Here is a 14,254-nt window from a genome sequence, read left to right on the forward strand (position 1 = left end):
GGCGATGTCCGTGGGGGCGGGGAGGGCGGCCGGGTCAGCGACCGGCCCAGGCGTCCACTTCCTCGACGAAGTGGTGCAGGTCGAGATAGCGGTTGTACAGCGGTGTCGGCGAGATACGGATCACGTCGGGCTCGCGCCAGTCGCCGAGCACACCCACGGTCTGCAGGTACTCGAACAGGCTGCGGCCGCGCTCGCGGCCACCGGCCACGCGCAGCGACAGCTGGCAGCCGCGGCGATCCGGCTCCGAAGGCGTCAGCACCTCCAGCACGCCTGAAAGGCGCGCACGCACCAGCGCATCCAGCATGCCGGTCAGGCGCAGCGATTTGGTCCGCAGCGCATCGATGCCGCCGGCTTTGTCGACAACATCGAGGGCCGCGCGCAGCGGGGCCAGGCCCAGCACCGGCGGATTGCTGAGCTGCCAGCCTTCGGCACCGACAGCGGGCACGAACTGTGGCGCCATCTTGAAGCGGGTGGCTTCTTCATGGCCCCACCAGCCGGCGAAGCGCGGCAGCGTGGCATCGCGGTGATGGCGTTCGTGCACGAAGCAGCCGGCCACGGCGCCCGGGCCGGCGTTGAGGTACTTGTAATGGCACCACACGGCGAAATCCGGCGCGATATCGTGCAGCTGCAACGGCACATTGCCGACCGAATGCGCCAGATCGAAGCCGACGCGGGCGCCCTGCAGGCGCGCCATGCGGGTGATGGCGTCCAGATCGAACACCTGGCCACTGCGGTACTGCACGCCAGGCCACAGCACCAGCGCCAGGCGCGGGCCGTGTTCGGTGATGGCGCGTTCGATGGCCTGCAGCGAGATCGTGCCGTTGGGCTCGTCGGGCTGCACTTCGATCAGATCGGTATCCGGGTTGAAGCCATGGAAGCGGATCTGCGATTCCACCGCATGCCGATCCGTCGGGAAGGCGCCGGCCTCCATGAGGATGACGGGGCGCTCGACGGTGGGCCGGTAGAAGCTGACCATCATCAGGTGCAGGTTGACGCTGAGGGTGTTCATCGCCACGACTTCGCTGGGCAAGGCGCCGACGACGCGGGCGAGCTGTTCGCTGACCAGGCGGTGGTAGTGCAGCCACTGGGTGTCGCCGGTGAAGTGGCCTTCGACCGCCAGCGAGGCCCATTTGTCCATGACTTCCTGGACGGCGGCACGTGCCCCGCGCGGCTGCAGACCCAGCGAGTTGCCGACGAAGTAGGTCTGGTCGCGATGGTTGTGCTGCGGGAAGACGAATTCGTTGCGCAGGGCGCGCAGCGGGTCGGCGGCGTCCAGGGCAACGGCATGGGTGCGGCTGAGGAGTTCGGACATGGTGCAACCGGCGGTGTCAGTGAGCCGACAGTTTATCCGGGTGGTGGGGGCGTGGGCTGAATCTGGCTTGCGGTGCTGATTTGGCGGGGGCTGGTGATTGGCAGCTGGCGCTCAAGGGACCCAGCGCCAATGCCGAAGCCAAAGCCAAAGCCAAAGCCAAAGCCAAAGCCAAAGCCAAAGCGTACGGAGTGACGTTCCAGTGTACGGGCCGGTGTGGGTGGGCCTGCTGGACCCGCCGCAAGTACGTCCATGTAGGCTCGTAGTGCGGCATCCATGCCGCACACGGTCCTGCAGACCCACCCACACCGACCCGCTGACAATTGGCTGGGGCGCGCGGGGAAACGGGGGCGGGGCTACGTCTTTGATTGTGTTGGCGTGCGGCTTGAGAGCTGAGGGCGAGCCAGCAGCGGTGGAGGGTGCATCGACTCGCTACAGCGGCGTCTCTCTGGACGTGATCGAACACAACGGCGGCACTTGCTCCCCCATTTGGCCGGTGTTGGTTTCAACTTTCGAAGCTGCCCCTGACGCAGCAGAGCAGCAGTTGCCGTTGACGCTGCTCTTTCCTTGCAAGCCGGCCCACCCCCAGGCGCCTCAACCGCGGGCTCTAAAGCTCTAACGCTCTAAAGCTCTAAAGCTCTAAAGCTCTCAGGCTTTCAAGTCCTGACGCCCTGGAGCGACCCAGCCATCACCCCCCAACAGCGACCTTCGCAGGCAGCGGATCCACATGCCCGCACGCATCGCACGTGCGCAACGCCAATGACGAGTGATAGCGATCGAACACCTTCGGCAGATCCGTCTCGATGTTCTCCAGCGCGAAAAACTCCTCGTACAACTTGTGATTGCACCGCTCGCAGAACCACATCAACCCATCGCGCTCATGCGCCAGCCGCTTGCGCTCCACCACCAGGCCCACACCGCCTGGCGGGCGGCGCGGCGAATGTGGCACACCGCCCGGCAACAGGAAAATCTCGCCCGCGCGGATCGGAATGTCGCGCACCGCGCCATCCTCCTGCACCTTCAGCGTCATCTCCCCTTCAAGCTGATAGAACCACTCCGGGCCCTCGTCGTAATGGAAATCCGTGCGGCTGTTCGGGCCGCCTACCACCATCACGATGAAATCGCCGTTCTCGATCATCTTGTTGCCGACCGGCGGCTTCAGCAGATGCCGGTTCTCTTCGATCCAAGCGAGCAGATTGATGGGCGAGGCAAGCATGGGAGATGTCCGTAAAAGGAAGAATCAGTCGCGCCGACCGTGGCGCGGCACGTAGGACAGTGCCTTCTCGTAGGCCGGCTGCAGGTCTTCCGGTGCGCCCACGTCAATGCCCATCTCGCGCACCCGGCCGTCCTTCAGACTGTATACCCAACCGTGCACCATCAGCTTCTGGCCGCGTGCCCAGGCGTCCTGCACGATCGTCGAGCGGCAGGCGTTGACCACCTGCTCGATCACGTTCAACTCGCACAGGCGCGCATGCTTCAGCGCCGGATCCTCGATCGCCTCCATGATCGCCGAATGTTTCTGCGCGACATCGCCGACATGGCGCAGCCAGTTGTCGGCCAGGCCCACGCGTGTGTTGTTCAAGCTGGCGTGCACGCCGCCGCAGCCGTAATGGCCCACGATCAGGATGTGCTTCACCTTCAGCTGATCCACGGCGTACTGGATCACGCTCAGGCAGTTCAGATCGGTATGCACCACCACGTTGGCCACGTTGCGATGCACGAAGACTTCGCCCGGTGCCATGCCGATGATCTGGTTGGCCGGCACGCGCGAATCGGAACAGCCGATCCACAGGTATTCCGGGTGCTGCTGCTTGGCCAGCTGGTGGAAGAACTCCGGGTCTTCTTTCTCGATCCGGTCCGCCCATTCGCGGTTGTTCTGCAGCAGCTTGTGGATGTCTTTCATCGTGCGGGGTCCCTGACGTCGGGTGGGGGCAAGGCGCGGCCAGGGTGGCCGCGTCGTCGCAGGAGCGGGGAAGGTCAATCGGCGGCAGCGCCGCCCTCGCGGCGCCAGCGCATCCACTGCGCCAGCTCGCGAGATGCCGGGGCGTCCAGTGCCGACAGCGCGTCGATCACGCTGGACTGGTTGGCCTCGGGGTGGTTCTGGCTGAGCTTGAGTTTGATCTGCACCTGCGCCGGGCGGAAGCGGAAACCGACGATGCCGCCGAGCATGCGCTGTTGGCGCGGCTCGATCGGCAGCAGCTCCCAGTCGCCACCGACCTGTGCTTCATAGTGCGCGCTCAGGCCGTCCAGCATGGCGATCAGTGCCTCGTCATCGGTGACCGGTTCCAGCACGCCGCGCAGTTCCGCGGCGGCGTAGTTCCAGGTCGGTACGCGCGCCTGCGCAGCCTTATCGGGATACCAGCCAGGCGATACGTAGGCGTGCGGGCCCTGCACCAGCATCAACGCCGGGCCGGCATGGCCGGCTTGCGGATTGGGCTTGGCCCAGTGGCCTTCGATCAGGATGCCGTCGGCATCGCGCCGGTACAGCACCGGCATCCGCGTGGCCTGCGGCAGGCCGTCGGCCCCGGTGGTGACCAGCGTGACGAAGGCATCGCGCGCCAGCAGCCGGTCCAGCCAGATCAGGTCGGTCTCGACGAAGGCGGACGGGATGAACATCGTCGGTTACGCGCGGGCGCCCAGGCTCTGGATCATGCGGCCGTGCAGGGCGTCATCGCTGTCGGCCTGTGGCGGCTGCACTTCATGCAGCGAGAAGCCGCGCACCAGGGCGTCTTCTTCATCCAGACCATCGTAGGCGACGAACTCGGCGTCGAACAGCTGCGAGCGCGCGGTGTCTTCGCTGTCATAGCTCAGCGTGTTGCCGTCGCTGTCCAGCACCTCGGCGGTGCCGGCCGGGCGCACGCGCAGGCGGGCCCAGATCAGGGTGTTGCCGAGGCTGGCCAGGAACCACTCGTCGTGGTGGGAAGTGTCGTCGTTCATGTGATTACCATCGAAAGCAGCCAGAGCAGGGCAGCCATGCCCAGTCCAGCAAGAAGCGTAAGCAGGGAGAGCCAGGCCGGCGCGGCCAGGCCGGTCAGCGAGCGGTCGGTGCTCTGGCGATAGTCGCGGCCGAGCAGCCAGCGCAGCGCATCCGGGCGCAGGAACGCGCCCGTGCCGAAACGATCCGCCAGCGCCGGGTGGCGGTCGCGGATGTGGACCAGGGTCAGCGGCCAGAAGATCACGAAGGCACTGAACCCGGCGATCGCCACGCCGACGAAACACAGCGCGAAGAACAGGGTCATGGTTCAGTGCCTCCGTAGGTCGATCAGAATTCGGCGCTGCCCGGTGCGCGCGGGTAGGGGATCGCGTCGCGGATGTTGCTCAGCCCGCAGACGTAGACCACCAGGCGCTCGAAGCCCAGGCCGAAGCCGGCGTGCGGCACCGAACCGTAGCGGCGGAAATCGCGGTACCAGCCGTAATGCGCCGGATCCAGGCCGAACTGCGCCATGCGCGCGTCCAGCACATCCAGGCGCTCTTCGCGCTGGCTGCCGCCGATGATCTCGCCGATGCCCGGGGCCAGCACGTCCATCGCCGCGACGGTCTTGCCGTCATCGTTCAGGCGCATGTAGAACGCCTTGATGTGCTCGGGGTAGTTGGTCACCACCACCGGGCGGCCGATGTGCTCTTCGGTCAGCCAGCGCTCGTGCTCGGTCTGCAGGTCCAGGCCCCATTCGACCGGGAAGTCGAACTTCCGGCCGGAGTTCTGCAGCAGCTTCACCGCTTCGGTGTAGTCGATCTGCTCGAACGGTGCGTTGATGAAACCTTCCAGCTTGGTGATCGCGTTCTTGTCCACGCGCTCGGCCAGGAAGGCCAGGTCGTCGCCACGCTCATCGAGCACCGCGCGGAACAGGTACTTCAGGAACTGCTCGGCCAGGCGTGCGTCTTCGGCCAGATCGGCGAAGGCGATTTCCGGCTCGATCATCCAGAACTCCGCCAGATGACGGGTGGTGTTGGAGTTCTCGGCACGGAAGGTCGGGCCGAAGGTGTAGACCTTGCTCAGCGCCAGGCAGTAGGCCTCGACGTTCAGCTGGCCGGACACGGTCAGGAAGGTTTCCTTGCCGAAGAAGTCGCGGCTGAAATCCACCTCGCCCTTTTCGTTGCGCGGCAGGTTGGCCATGTCCAGGGTCGAGACCCGGAACATCTGGCCGGCACCTTCGGCATCGGACGTGGTCACGATCGGGGTGCTGATCCAGTTGAAGCCGTTCTGGTGGAAGAAGCGGTGCACGGCCTGGGCCAGGCAGTTGCGGATGCGGGTGACCGCACCGAACAGGTTCGTGCGGGGGCGCAGGTGCGCCACTTCCCGCAGGAATTCCGGGCTCATCGGCTTGGGCTGGATCGGGTAGGTCAGCGGGTCTTCGACGAGGCCCACGATCTCGATGTCGCTGGCCTGGATCTCGAAGGACTGGCCCTTGCCCTGGGATTTGACCAGGGTGCCGCGGGCGATCACCGAGCAGCCCGGGGTCAGGCTCTTGATGTCGTCGAAGTTGGCCAGGGTGTCATTGGCCACCACCTGGATGGGGGCGAAGCAGGAGCCATCGGTGACATTGACGAAGGCAAGCGCCGCAGAGCCGCGCACCGTGCGGACCCATCCGCGTACTGTTGCCTCGCCGCCTTCCGGGATCTTCCCGGCAAGCGCATGTTCAACGCTGACCACCGTCATGACTTGAATCCTCTATTGATCGACTCGATCTCTGAACACGGAGTTTAACGGGTGCGGTGTTCGGCTTGCGAGGCATTTCTCGCGTCCCCCGGGGCTGCGCGCCGTGTGAACCGCAGCTGCGGCCGCCGAGGCCCGGCCGCGCCATACCCTCTATAATGATCACGATCCGCTGGAGTTGCCCGTCATGGCCGTAAGCCTTACCCCTGTTGCCTTTGCCCGTGTGCAGAAGTTCGTCGAACAGACCCCCGGTGCGCTGGGCCTGCGTTTCGGCGTGACCCGCACCGGCTGTTCCGGCTGGGGGCACATCACCGATCTGGCCCGCGATGAGCGCGAAGGCGACACCGTTTTCGAGCAGGATGGGGTCCGCATCTATGTGGATGCCACCAGCCTGGCGCTGGTGGACGGCACCGAGATCGACTTCGGCAAGCACGGGCTGAGCGAGACCTTCACGTTCAGGAACCCGAACGCGACCGCCGAATGCGGCTGCGGCGAGAGCTTCACGACCGAGGCCGACAAGGCCTGATCGCCCGCGAGCCGGGCCTGTTCCGCCCGCCCGGCTTGCCTGCAACCCCTTCTGCTGCCACAATGCGCGGCTTCCTGCCTGATTCCGGGCAGGACCCTTGCCCCACCGCGTTCACCTGCGGGGGGCTGTCCGGCCCTCAAAGGGCCACATCCGAAAGGTAAAAACACATGAGTCGTCATTACGAAGTCGTGTTCCTGGTCCATCCGGACCAGAGCGAACAGGTCCCGGCCATGATCGAGCGCTACAAGGCGCTGGTCGAGAACGGCAACGGCACCATCCACCGTCTGGAAGATTGGGGCCGTCGTCAGCTGGCTTACCCGATCCAGAACCTGGTGAAGGCCCACTACGTCATGCTCAACATCGAGTGCGACCAGGCCGTGCTGAGCGAGCTGGTGGAAAGCTTCCGCTTCAACGACGCCGTGCTGCGCAACCTCGTCATCAAGCGTGACGAAGCTGACACCGAGCAGTCGCTGATCATGAAGAGCAAGGACGAGAAGGGTGACAAGCCCGAGCGTGGCGAGCGTCGTCGTCGTGATGACGAAGAAGGTGAAACCACCCCCGCCGCCGCTGACACCGATGCCGGCGATGACGCCGCTTCGGCCGCTTAAGGAGCACTGACATGTCCAAGTTCTTCCGTCGTCGCAAGTTCTGCAAGTTCACGGCCGAAGGTGTCAAGGAGATCGATTACAAGGATCTCAACACCCTGCGCCAGTACCTCACCGAGAACGGCAAGATCGTGCCGAGCCGCGTGACCGGTACCAAGTCGAAGTACCAGCGCCAGCTGGCAACGGCCGTCAAGCGCGCCCGTTTCCTGGCCCTGATTCCGTACACCGACAACCACGACGTCTGATGAAGGCAGGCGGCCTTCCGGCCGCCGCTTTCGCGGATCCTGCCGCCCGCGCTGTAAAGCGTCGGGCGGTTTCAGGATTCGCCGTTCGGATATTCGGACAGCCATCCGCTGCGGGGCCTGAGCCTCGCTAACGAATACATATTTGGAGCTACACCATGAAGCTGATTCTTCTTCAGAAGGTCACCAACCTCGGCGGTCTGGGCGATCTGGTCGACGTGAAGCCGGGCTACGGCCGCAACTTCCTCGTCCCGACCGGCAAGGCCGTTCCGGCCACCGCGACCAACGTGGCGGAGTTCGAAGCCAAGCGCGCTGATTACGAAGCCAAGGCCCAGTCGATCCACGCTGACGCCGAAGCCCGCAAGGCGAAGCTGGAAGGCAAGAGCGTCACGATCGCTGCGAACGCTTCGACCGAAGGCAAGCTGTACGGTTCGGTTGGCCCGCGCGATATCGCCGAAGCCTTCACCGCTGCCGGCCTGCCGCTGGAAAAGAGCGAAGTGATCCTGGGCGAAGGCGCCTTCCGCAACGTGGGCGAGTACGAGGTGACTGTTCACCTGCACGCCGACGTGGAAACCACCGTCAAGGTGGTTGTGGAAGCCGAAAAGGCCTGATCCCTGCCGAAAGGCGGGAGTCACTGAAACGGGCGCCCGCGAGGGTGCCCGTTTTTGTTTGTGGCAACGGCAACGGCAACGGCTTGGCGCCTTGATGACATCGGTGGGAGGGCGCCGGGTAGCCTGGGCCGGGACCCGCCGTAAACCCGTCCATGGGGGCTCGAAATGCGCCATCCATGGCGCATTACGGTCCCGGCCCAGGCGCTACCCGGCACCCTCCAGCCAAATGTCCGGTCCGGGCGGTTGGAAGAGCTGGCGTCCGCCGGCTGGGGCGGGCGGTACCCAAGCCGGCATGCTCCGGGTCCAGGCCCAGGTAGATCCACGACATGCGTGGATGTTCTTGCTTCCCCGTCCCCCAGCCACGCATGGCGTGGCTCTCCCGCGCCGTTCCGACGCACAGACGATGGCGGCTCAGCTCGATTTGAGTCATTCCGCTCGGGTCAGGCCAGGCCAGGTCAATCCAAGGCTGCCATGCCTTGGCTCTCAGCCTGCACACCAGCCATGTGTCTACGGGATGGCGTGGGTGGGGTTGCGGGACCGTAATGCGCCATGGATGGCGCATTTCGAGCCCCCATGGACGGGTTCACGGCGGGTCCCGCGACCCCACCCACGCCGTCCCGCCACGCACCAACCTGAAATGCCGGTTCTGCTCTGGCTCTGCCTACCGCTACACGGCCACGGCCAACACCAGCCACGCAGCCCGCCGAACACCCGCCCCGTTATACTCGGGCTATCGCGTCGCCCCCGGGGCCATTGAAACCTTGCAACATCAATGGCTTGAAGGGTAAATCCGCTCCGTAATCCACCATGGTGGGGGTCGCTTCAGGCCTTCGCCCGGAAAACCATCACGCCATGCGTCTGTCCACGATCAAGCTGTCCGGATTCAAATCCTTCGTCGATCCGACCACGCTGCACCTGCCGACCAACATGACCGGCGTGGTGGGCCCCAATGGCTGTGGCAAATCCAACATCATCGACGCCGTGCGCTGGGTCATGGGCGAAAGCTCCGCCAGCCGCCTGCGCGGCGACTCGCTGACCGACGTCATCTTCTCCGGCTCCTCCGCCCGTAAGCCCGTCTCGCAGGCCGCCGTCGAACTGATTTTCGACAATACCGACCACACCATCACCGGTGAGTACGCCTCGTTCAACGAGATCTCGGTCAAGCGCACCGTCAGCCGCGACGGCAGCAGCAACTACTACCTCAACGGCACCAAGTGCCGCCGCCGCGACATCACCGATCTGTTCCTCGGCACCGGCCTGGGGCCGCGCAGCTATTCGATCATCGAGCAGGGCATGATCAGCAAGATCATCGAGGCCCGGCCCGAAGATCTGCGTGTGTATCTGGAAGAAGCCGCCGGCATCTCCAAGTACAAGGAGCGCCGCAAGGAAACCGAAACCCGCATCCGGCATACCCGCGAAAACCTGGATCGCCTGGGCGACCTGCGCGAGGAAATCGGCAAGCAGCTCGAGCACCTCAAGCGCCAGGCGCGCCAGGCCGAGCAGTACCAGGCGTTGCAGGAAGAGCGCAAGGTCAAGGATGCCGAGTGGAAGGCGCTGGAGTACCGCGGCCTGGATGGGCGCCTGGGCGGGCTGCGCGAAGCGTTGTCGCGCGAGGAAACGCGCCTGCAGCAGTTGATCGCCGAACAGCGCGACGCCGAAGCGCGCATCGAAACCAGCCGGCTGCGCCGAGAAGAAGCCTCCGATGCGCTCAACACCGCGCAGGCCGAGGTGTACCAGGTCGGCAGCACCCTGGCGCGCCTGGAGCAGCAGATCCAGCATCAGCGCGAGATGTCGCAGCGACTGAACAAGGCGCGCGATGAAGCCCAGCAGGCGCTGGCCGATCTGGGCCAGCACATCAGTGGCGATGAGGCCAAGCTGATGGTGCTGCGCGAGGCGGTCGATGACGCCGAGCCGCGCCTGGAGCAGCTGCAGGAAGAGAACGAAATCAAACAGGAAGCCCTGCGCGATGCCGAGGCGCGCCTGGCCGATTGGCAGCAGCGCTGGGAAAGCCACACCCGCAGCACCTCCGAGGCCTCGCGTGCCGGGGAAGTCGAGCGCACCCGCGTGGACTATCTGGACCGCCAGGTGCTGGAAGCCGACCGTCGCCGCGAGTCGCTGCAGGCCGAACGTGCCGGGCTGGATCTGGACGCATTGGCCGAGGTGTTCGAGGAGCTGCACATCCAGCACGAGACCCAGAAGGCCTCGCTGGACACGCTCAACGAGCAGGTCGAAGAACGCAAACACGCCGTGGCCGGGTTGCAGGATCGCCAGCGCACCGGGCAGACCGAGCTGGCTGAGATCCGCAAGCAGGCCCAGGCCGCACGCGGCCGTTTGTCTTCGCTGGAAACCCTGCAGCAGGCCGCGCTGGGCCAGGAGCAGGGCGCGGCGGTGGCATGGCTGAAGGCGCGGGGGCTGGACTCCGGCGCGCGCGTCGGTGAGCGCCTGACCGTGGAGAGTGGCTGGGAAAACGCCGTGGAAAGCGCGCTCGGTCAGCTGATCGAAGGTGTGCTGGTCGATGCACCGGAAACGCTGGTGGATGCGCTGGGCGAACTCGGCGAAGGCCGCATCGCGCTGGTCTCGGCCGAGCAGGACGCGCTGGACGTCGCGCCGACCTCGTTGGCCGCGAAAGTACAGGGCCCCACCGCGATCCGTCGCCTGCTTGCGCGCCTGCATGCCGCCGAGGATCTCGAGGCCGCGCGTGCACTGCAGGCGACGCTGGGTGAGGGCGATTCGGTCATTACCCGAGGTGGCGAGCGCCTGGGTGAAGGCTGGGTGCGCGTGTCGCGCTCCGGCGCGGCCAAGCAGGGCGCGCTGCTGCGTGAACGCGAGATCGTCACCCTGCGCGAGCAGATTGAAACGTTGCAGGACCGCGAAGCGGCCCTGGAACAGCAGTTGTCCGGTTTCCGTGACCAGTTGCTGGCCGGTGAGCAGCAGCGCGAAGACGCGCAGCGCCAGTTGTATCTGGCGCATCGCAGCGTGTCCGAACTTGGTGGGCAGTTGCAGAGCCAGCAGGGCAAGGTGGAAGCTGCCCGAACCCGCATCGATCGTATCGAAGGCGAACTGGTGCAGCTGCTGGAAACGCTGGATGCCGGCCGTGAGCAGGTGCGTGAAGCACGCGCGCGCCTGGACGATGCGGTCACCAGCATGGGGGATCTGGAATCGGTTCGCGCGGCGCTGGAAGGCGAGCGCCGCCAGCTCACCGATGCGCGCGACCAGGCGCGTGACCAGGCCCGCAACGTACGCGAAGCGGCGCACTCGCTGGCACTGACCCTGGAATCACAGCGGGCGCAGATCGCCTCGCTGAGCCAGGCACTGGAGCGCATGAGTACGCAGCGCGGGCAGCTGGATACGCGCCTGGGCGAACTGCATTCGCAGCTCGACGAAGGCGATTCGCCGGTCAAGACGCTCGAAGCCGAACACCAGAACGCATTGGGTGAGCGCGTGCGTGCCGACCGGGTGCTGGGCGAGGCGCGCACGCTGCTGGATGGCATCGATGCCGAGCTGCGCACGTTTGAACAGACCCGCCATCAGCGCGACGAACAGGCGCTTGCCCAACGCGAGCGGATTTCCCAGCGCAAGCTCGACCAGCAGGCGCTGGTGCTCAGCGCCGACCAGCTGTCGGCCTCGGTGGAGAAGGCCGGCTTCGTGCTGCAGGATGTGATCAACGGCCTGCCCGAGGATGCACGCATCACCGACTGGGAGCAGACGGTCCATCAGATCGACGGCCGCATGCGCCGCCTGGAGCCGGTGAACCTGGCCGCCATCCAGGAATACGGCGAGGCCTCGCAGCGTTCGGAGTATCTGGACGCGCAGAACACCGACCTCACCACCGCGCTGGAAACCCTGGAAGACGCGATCCGCAAGATCGACCGCGAGACCCGCGGCCGCTTCAAGGACACCTTCGACCGGGTCAACGCCGGCGTGCAGCAGCTCTATCCGCGTCTGTTCGGGGGTGGTCACGCCTATCTGGAATTGACAGGTGAAGACCTGCTCGACACCGGTGTTGCGATCATGGCGCGGCCGCCGGGCAAGCGGGTGTCGAGCATCTCGCTGCTGTCCGGTGGCGAGAAGGCGATGACCGCGGTGGCGTTGGTGTTTGCGATCTTCCAGCTCAACCCGGCGCCGTTCTGCCTGCTGGACGAGGTGGACGCGCCACTGGACGAAGCCAACGTCGGCCGCCTGGCCAACATGGTCAAGGAAATGAGCGAGAAGGTTCAGTTCCTGTTTGTGAGCCACAACAAAGCCACGATGGAGGCGGCGCACCAGCTTTCCGGCGTGACCATGCGCGAACCGGGCGTCAGCCGACTGGTCAGTGTCGACCTGGAGGAAGCCGCACGATTGGCGGGCGCGGCGTGACGTGCCATCCTTAAGTACCTGAATGATTTAGCCGGAGAACCTCCCGAATGTCCGACATGGCACTGCTCCGCATCGGCATCCTGGCCGCCGGCCTGCTGTTGATCGCTGCGATCTTCCTGTTTGGCCGTCCGAAAAAGAAAGTGCAAGGCCGCCGCGTCGAGGGTGCCGAAGGCGCCAACGGCCAGCGCCGCGAGCCCGTGCTGGGCGAGGGCGAGAGCCCGGCCGACGGCGCCGCGCCCGTGGTGGGCGAAGACGGCGTGACCCAGCCCGAACTCGGCCTGCCCGAGGTGGATGCCGGTGCGGCCAGTGACCTTGGCAAGCGCACCACCCAGGATTTCGACAAGATCGTCTCGCTGTTCGTGGCCGCCCGTGCTGGTGAGCAGCTGCGTGGCGAAGACATCGTCGTCGCTGCGGAAAAGACCGGCCTGGTGTTCGGCCACATGAATGTCTTCCACCGTCTGGTCGAAGGCCATCCTGAGCGCGGCCCGATCTTCTCGATGGCCAGCATCATGAAGCCGGGCAGTTTCGACATGGCCAACATCCGCGAGATGGAAACGCCGGCGATCGCCTTCTTCCTGACCCTGCCGGCGCCGCTGACCGCGCTGGACGCCTGGGAAAAGATGCTGCCGACCGTGCAGCGCATGGGCGAACTGCTCGACGGCGTGGTGCTCGATGACAGCCGCAACGCCCTGGGCCGCCAGCGCATCGCGCACATCCGCGACGAGCTGCGCGCCTACGACCGCCAGCACCAGGCCCCGCCGCTCACCAAAGCGCCGCGCTGGTGATCAAGGAGAGCCGACCAACGGTCGGCTCTCCATTTACCCGTTGCGGCTGACCACCGCCTCGAACGCCTCGCGGAACCGCGCCATCTCGGCCTCGGTGCCGACCGTTACCCGCACCCGCTGCGGCCAGATCGGCCAGCTGCGGCCGATGACCACGCCGCGCTTGGCCATCGCTGCGGAAAACGCTGCGCCGTCACGCTGCACATCGACCACGAAACAGTTCGCTTCGGAAGGCATGCAGGTAAAACCGCGCTTGCCCAGCCAGCCGATGGTCTCCTGCCGCACCAGGGCATTCTCCGCGTTGCGCTGCGCGATCAACCCGGGATCGCGCAGGCTCGCCAGCCCGGCGGCCACCGCCGTGACCGGCAACGGGTTGTCGCCCAGGCTGGCCAGTTCCTTCAGCCTATCCGGATGCGCAGCCGCCACGCCCAGGCGCAGTCCGGCCATCCCGTAGAGCTTGGAGAAGGTGCGCAGCACGATCACGTCATCGCGCTGCATCACCTGGGCGATCACCGAGCGTTGTTCGCTGTACTGCAGGTAGGCCTCATCGACCAGCACCCGGGTCTGCGCAGGCGTGTTGGCCAGCAGCCAGGCGATGTCGGCCGTCGGGGTGATCGAGCCGGTGGGATTGTTGGGGTTGCACAGGTACAGCAGGCCGGCATTGACCGTCGCGGCAGCCGCCGCCATCGCACGCACGTCGTGTGCCCCGTCGGCGCGCAGCGGCACCTTGACCACCGTGGCCCCACGCGCAGCGGCAAGATCGCCCAGCGCCTCGAAGGTGGGATCGGCGACCACCAGCCCCGCACCAGGCGAGGTCCAGAGCACTGCCGCCCGGTTCAGTGGCTCGCTGGAGCCCGGATACAGCCGCACGTGATCCTTGCCGATGCCTTCCTGCTGGGCGAACAGATCGCGCAGCTCGCCGGCCAGAGCAAACAGATACCGCCCGCTGCTGGCGACGATGTCGCGTGCCGCGGCCTGCGCGGCAGGCGATGGCCCATAGGGGCACTCGTTGAAGTTCAGCAGCACCGGTCCCGCACTGGCGGGGAGCGCGCGCGACGGCGTGGCCGACGCAGGCAGTACGCCCAGGCCGGACAACGCCAGGCCGGTACCGGCCAGTTGCAGAAACGAGCGACGGGAAGCGGCAAGGGCAGGGCTCACGGTGCACCGGC

14 protein-coding genes are annotated in these 14,254 nt (G+C 66.0%); 6 read left to right on the top strand and 8 right to left on the bottom strand.

Annotated features, from left to right (window positions below; translation table 11 throughout):
• Window positions 1-34: 34 nt before the first annotated feature.
• The 7 genes from kynU to asnS form a co-directional block, all read right to left on the bottom strand.
• Window positions 35-1,312, bottom strand: coding sequence for a kynureninase (gene kynU, locus ABE483_RS15885; protein ID WP_346482009.1), 1,278 nt, complete (start codon window positions 1,310-1,312; stop codon window positions 35-37).
• Between the two features lie 685 nt (window positions 1,313-1,997).
• Window positions 1,998-2,525, bottom strand: a complete 528-nt coding sequence (locus ABE483_RS15890) for a 3-hydroxyanthranilate 3,4-dioxygenase (protein WP_346482010.1) — start codon at window positions 2,523-2,525, stop codon at window positions 1,998-2,000.
• Window positions 2,526-2,549: 24 nt separating this feature from the next.
• Entirely contained in the window at window positions 2,550-3,212 is a 663-nt protein-coding gene (gene can / locus ABE483_RS15895; protein ID WP_346462673.1) for a carbonate dehydratase, read from the bottom strand.
• A 74-nt stretch (window positions 3,213-3,286) separates the two neighbouring features.
• A complete protein-coding gene (locus ABE483_RS15900) occupies window positions 3,287-3,925 on the bottom strand; it encodes an FMN-binding negative transcriptional regulator (RefSeq protein ID WP_346465914.1) in 639 nt (212 codons plus the stop codon).
• A 6-nt stretch (window positions 3,926-3,931) separates the two neighbouring features.
• The gene (locus ABE483_RS15905) at window positions 3,932-4,246 is read right to left on the bottom strand and encodes a hypothetical protein (protein WP_046273331.1); all 315 of its coding nucleotides are present in this window, start codon (window positions 4,244-4,246) and stop codon (window positions 3,932-3,934) included.
• Window positions 4,243-4,548 carry a hypothetical protein gene (locus ABE483_RS15910; protein ID WP_102787980.1) on the bottom strand — a complete coding sequence of 102 codons (306 nt, stop codon included), beginning with the start codon at window positions 4,546-4,548 and terminating at the stop codon, window positions 4,243-4,245. Before ABE483_RS15910 ends, ABE483_RS15905 begins: the two co-directional genes overlap by 4 nt.
• Window positions 4,549-4,571: 23 nt before the next feature.
• Window positions 4,572-5,966, bottom strand: a complete 1,395-nt coding sequence (asnS, locus tag ABE483_RS15915) for an asparagine--tRNA ligase (RefSeq protein WP_313210690.1) — start codon at window positions 5,964-5,966, stop codon at window positions 4,572-4,574.
• 184 nt (window positions 5,967-6,150) lie between these two features.
• Between asnS and ABE483_RS15920 the strand changes: the two genes are divergently transcribed.
• From ABE483_RS15920 to zipA, 6 genes are all read left to right on the top strand, one after another.
• Window positions 6,151-6,489: an iron-sulfur cluster assembly accessory protein gene (locus ABE483_RS15920; protein ID WP_313210692.1), complete on the top strand. Its 339-nt coding sequence runs from the start codon at window positions 6,151-6,153 to the stop codon at window positions 6,487-6,489.
• A 167-nt stretch (window positions 6,490-6,656) separates the two neighbouring features.
• The gene (rpsF, locus tag ABE483_RS15925; RefSeq protein WP_088434172.1) at window positions 6,657-7,097 is read left to right on the top strand and encodes a 30S ribosomal protein S6; all 441 of its coding nucleotides are present in this window, start codon (window positions 6,657-6,659) and stop codon (window positions 7,095-7,097) included.
• A gap of 11 nt (window positions 7,098-7,108) precedes the next feature.
• A complete protein-coding gene (gene rpsR / locus ABE483_RS15930) occupies window positions 7,109-7,339 on the top strand; it encodes a 30S ribosomal protein S18 (RefSeq protein ID WP_002804494.1) in 231 nt (76 codons plus the stop codon).
• Between the two features lie 155 nt (window positions 7,340-7,494).
• A complete protein-coding gene (gene rplI, locus ABE483_RS15935; RefSeq protein ID WP_123729653.1) occupies window positions 7,495-7,947 on the top strand; it encodes a 50S ribosomal protein L9 in 453 nt (150 codons plus the stop codon).
• 852 nt (window positions 7,948-8,799) lie between these two features.
• Window positions 8,800-12,303, top strand: a complete 3,504-nt coding sequence (gene smc / locus ABE483_RS15940; protein WP_313210695.1) for a chromosome segregation protein SMC — start codon at window positions 8,800-8,802, stop codon at window positions 12,301-12,303.
• A gap of 47 nt (window positions 12,304-12,350) precedes the next feature.
• A complete protein-coding gene (zipA, locus tag ABE483_RS15945; RefSeq protein ID WP_313218788.1) occupies window positions 12,351-13,088 on the top strand; it encodes a cell division protein ZipA in 738 nt (245 codons plus the stop codon).
• 33 nt (window positions 13,089-13,121) lie between these two features.
• Here the strand turns inward: zipA and ABE483_RS15950 are convergent, their stop codons facing one another.
• On the bottom strand, window positions 13,122-14,243 hold the full coding sequence (locus tag ABE483_RS15950; RefSeq protein WP_346482011.1) for a pyridoxal phosphate-dependent aminotransferase: 1,122 nt from the start codon (window positions 14,241-14,243) through the stop codon (window positions 13,122-13,124).
• Between the last annotated feature and the right edge of the window lie 11 nt (window positions 14,244-14,254).

This window comes from Stenotrophomonas sp. TWI602 (assembly GCF_039674045.1).
GTDB lineage: Bacteria > Pseudomonadota > Gammaproteobacteria > Xanthomonadales > Xanthomonadaceae > Stenotrophomonas.

Excerpts from the sequence above, each read along its gene's own strand:
- kynU (WP_346482009.1), bottom strand. The coding sequence starts at position 1,312 with ATGTCCGAACTCCTCAGCCGCACCCATGCCGTTGCCCTGGACGCCGCC.
- ABE483_RS15890 (WP_346482010.1), bottom strand. The coding sequence starts at position 2,525 with ATGCTTGCCTCGCCCATCAATCTGCTCGCTTGGATCGAAGAGAACCGG.
- can (WP_346462673.1), bottom strand. The coding sequence starts at position 3,212 with ATGAAAGACATCCACAAGCTGCTGCAGAACAACCGCGAATGGGCGGAC.
- ABE483_RS15900 (WP_346465914.1), bottom strand. The coding sequence starts at position 3,925 with ATGTTCATCCCGTCCGCCTTCGTCGAGACCGACCTGATCTGGCTGGAC.
- ABE483_RS15905 (WP_046273331.1), bottom strand. The coding sequence starts at position 4,246 with ATGAACGACGACACTTCCCACCACGACGAGTGGTTCCTGGCCAGCCTC.
- ABE483_RS15910 (WP_102787980.1), bottom strand. The coding sequence starts at position 4,548 with ATGACCCTGTTCTTCGCGCTGTGTTTCGTCGGCGTGGCGATCGCCGGG.
- asnS (WP_313210690.1), bottom strand. The coding sequence starts at position 5,966 with ATGACGGTGGTCAGCGTTGAACATGCGCTTGCCGGGAAGATCCCGGAA.
- ABE483_RS15920 (WP_313210692.1), top strand. The coding sequence starts at position 6,151 with ATGGCCGTAAGCCTTACCCCTGTTGCCTTTGCCCGTGTGCAGAAGTTC.
- rpsF (WP_088434172.1), top strand. The coding sequence starts at position 6,657 with ATGAGTCGTCATTACGAAGTCGTGTTCCTGGTCCATCCGGACCAGAGC.
- rpsR (WP_002804494.1), top strand. The coding sequence starts at position 7,109 with ATGTCCAAGTTCTTCCGTCGTCGCAAGTTCTGCAAGTTCACGGCCGAA.
- rplI (WP_123729653.1), top strand. The coding sequence starts at position 7,495 with ATGAAGCTGATTCTTCTTCAGAAGGTCACCAACCTCGGCGGTCTGGGC.
- smc (WP_313210695.1), top strand. The coding sequence starts at position 8,800 with ATGCGTCTGTCCACGATCAAGCTGTCCGGATTCAAATCCTTCGTCGAT.
- zipA (WP_313218788.1), top strand. The coding sequence starts at position 12,351 with ATGTCCGACATGGCACTGCTCCGCATCGGCATCCTGGCCGCCGGCCTG.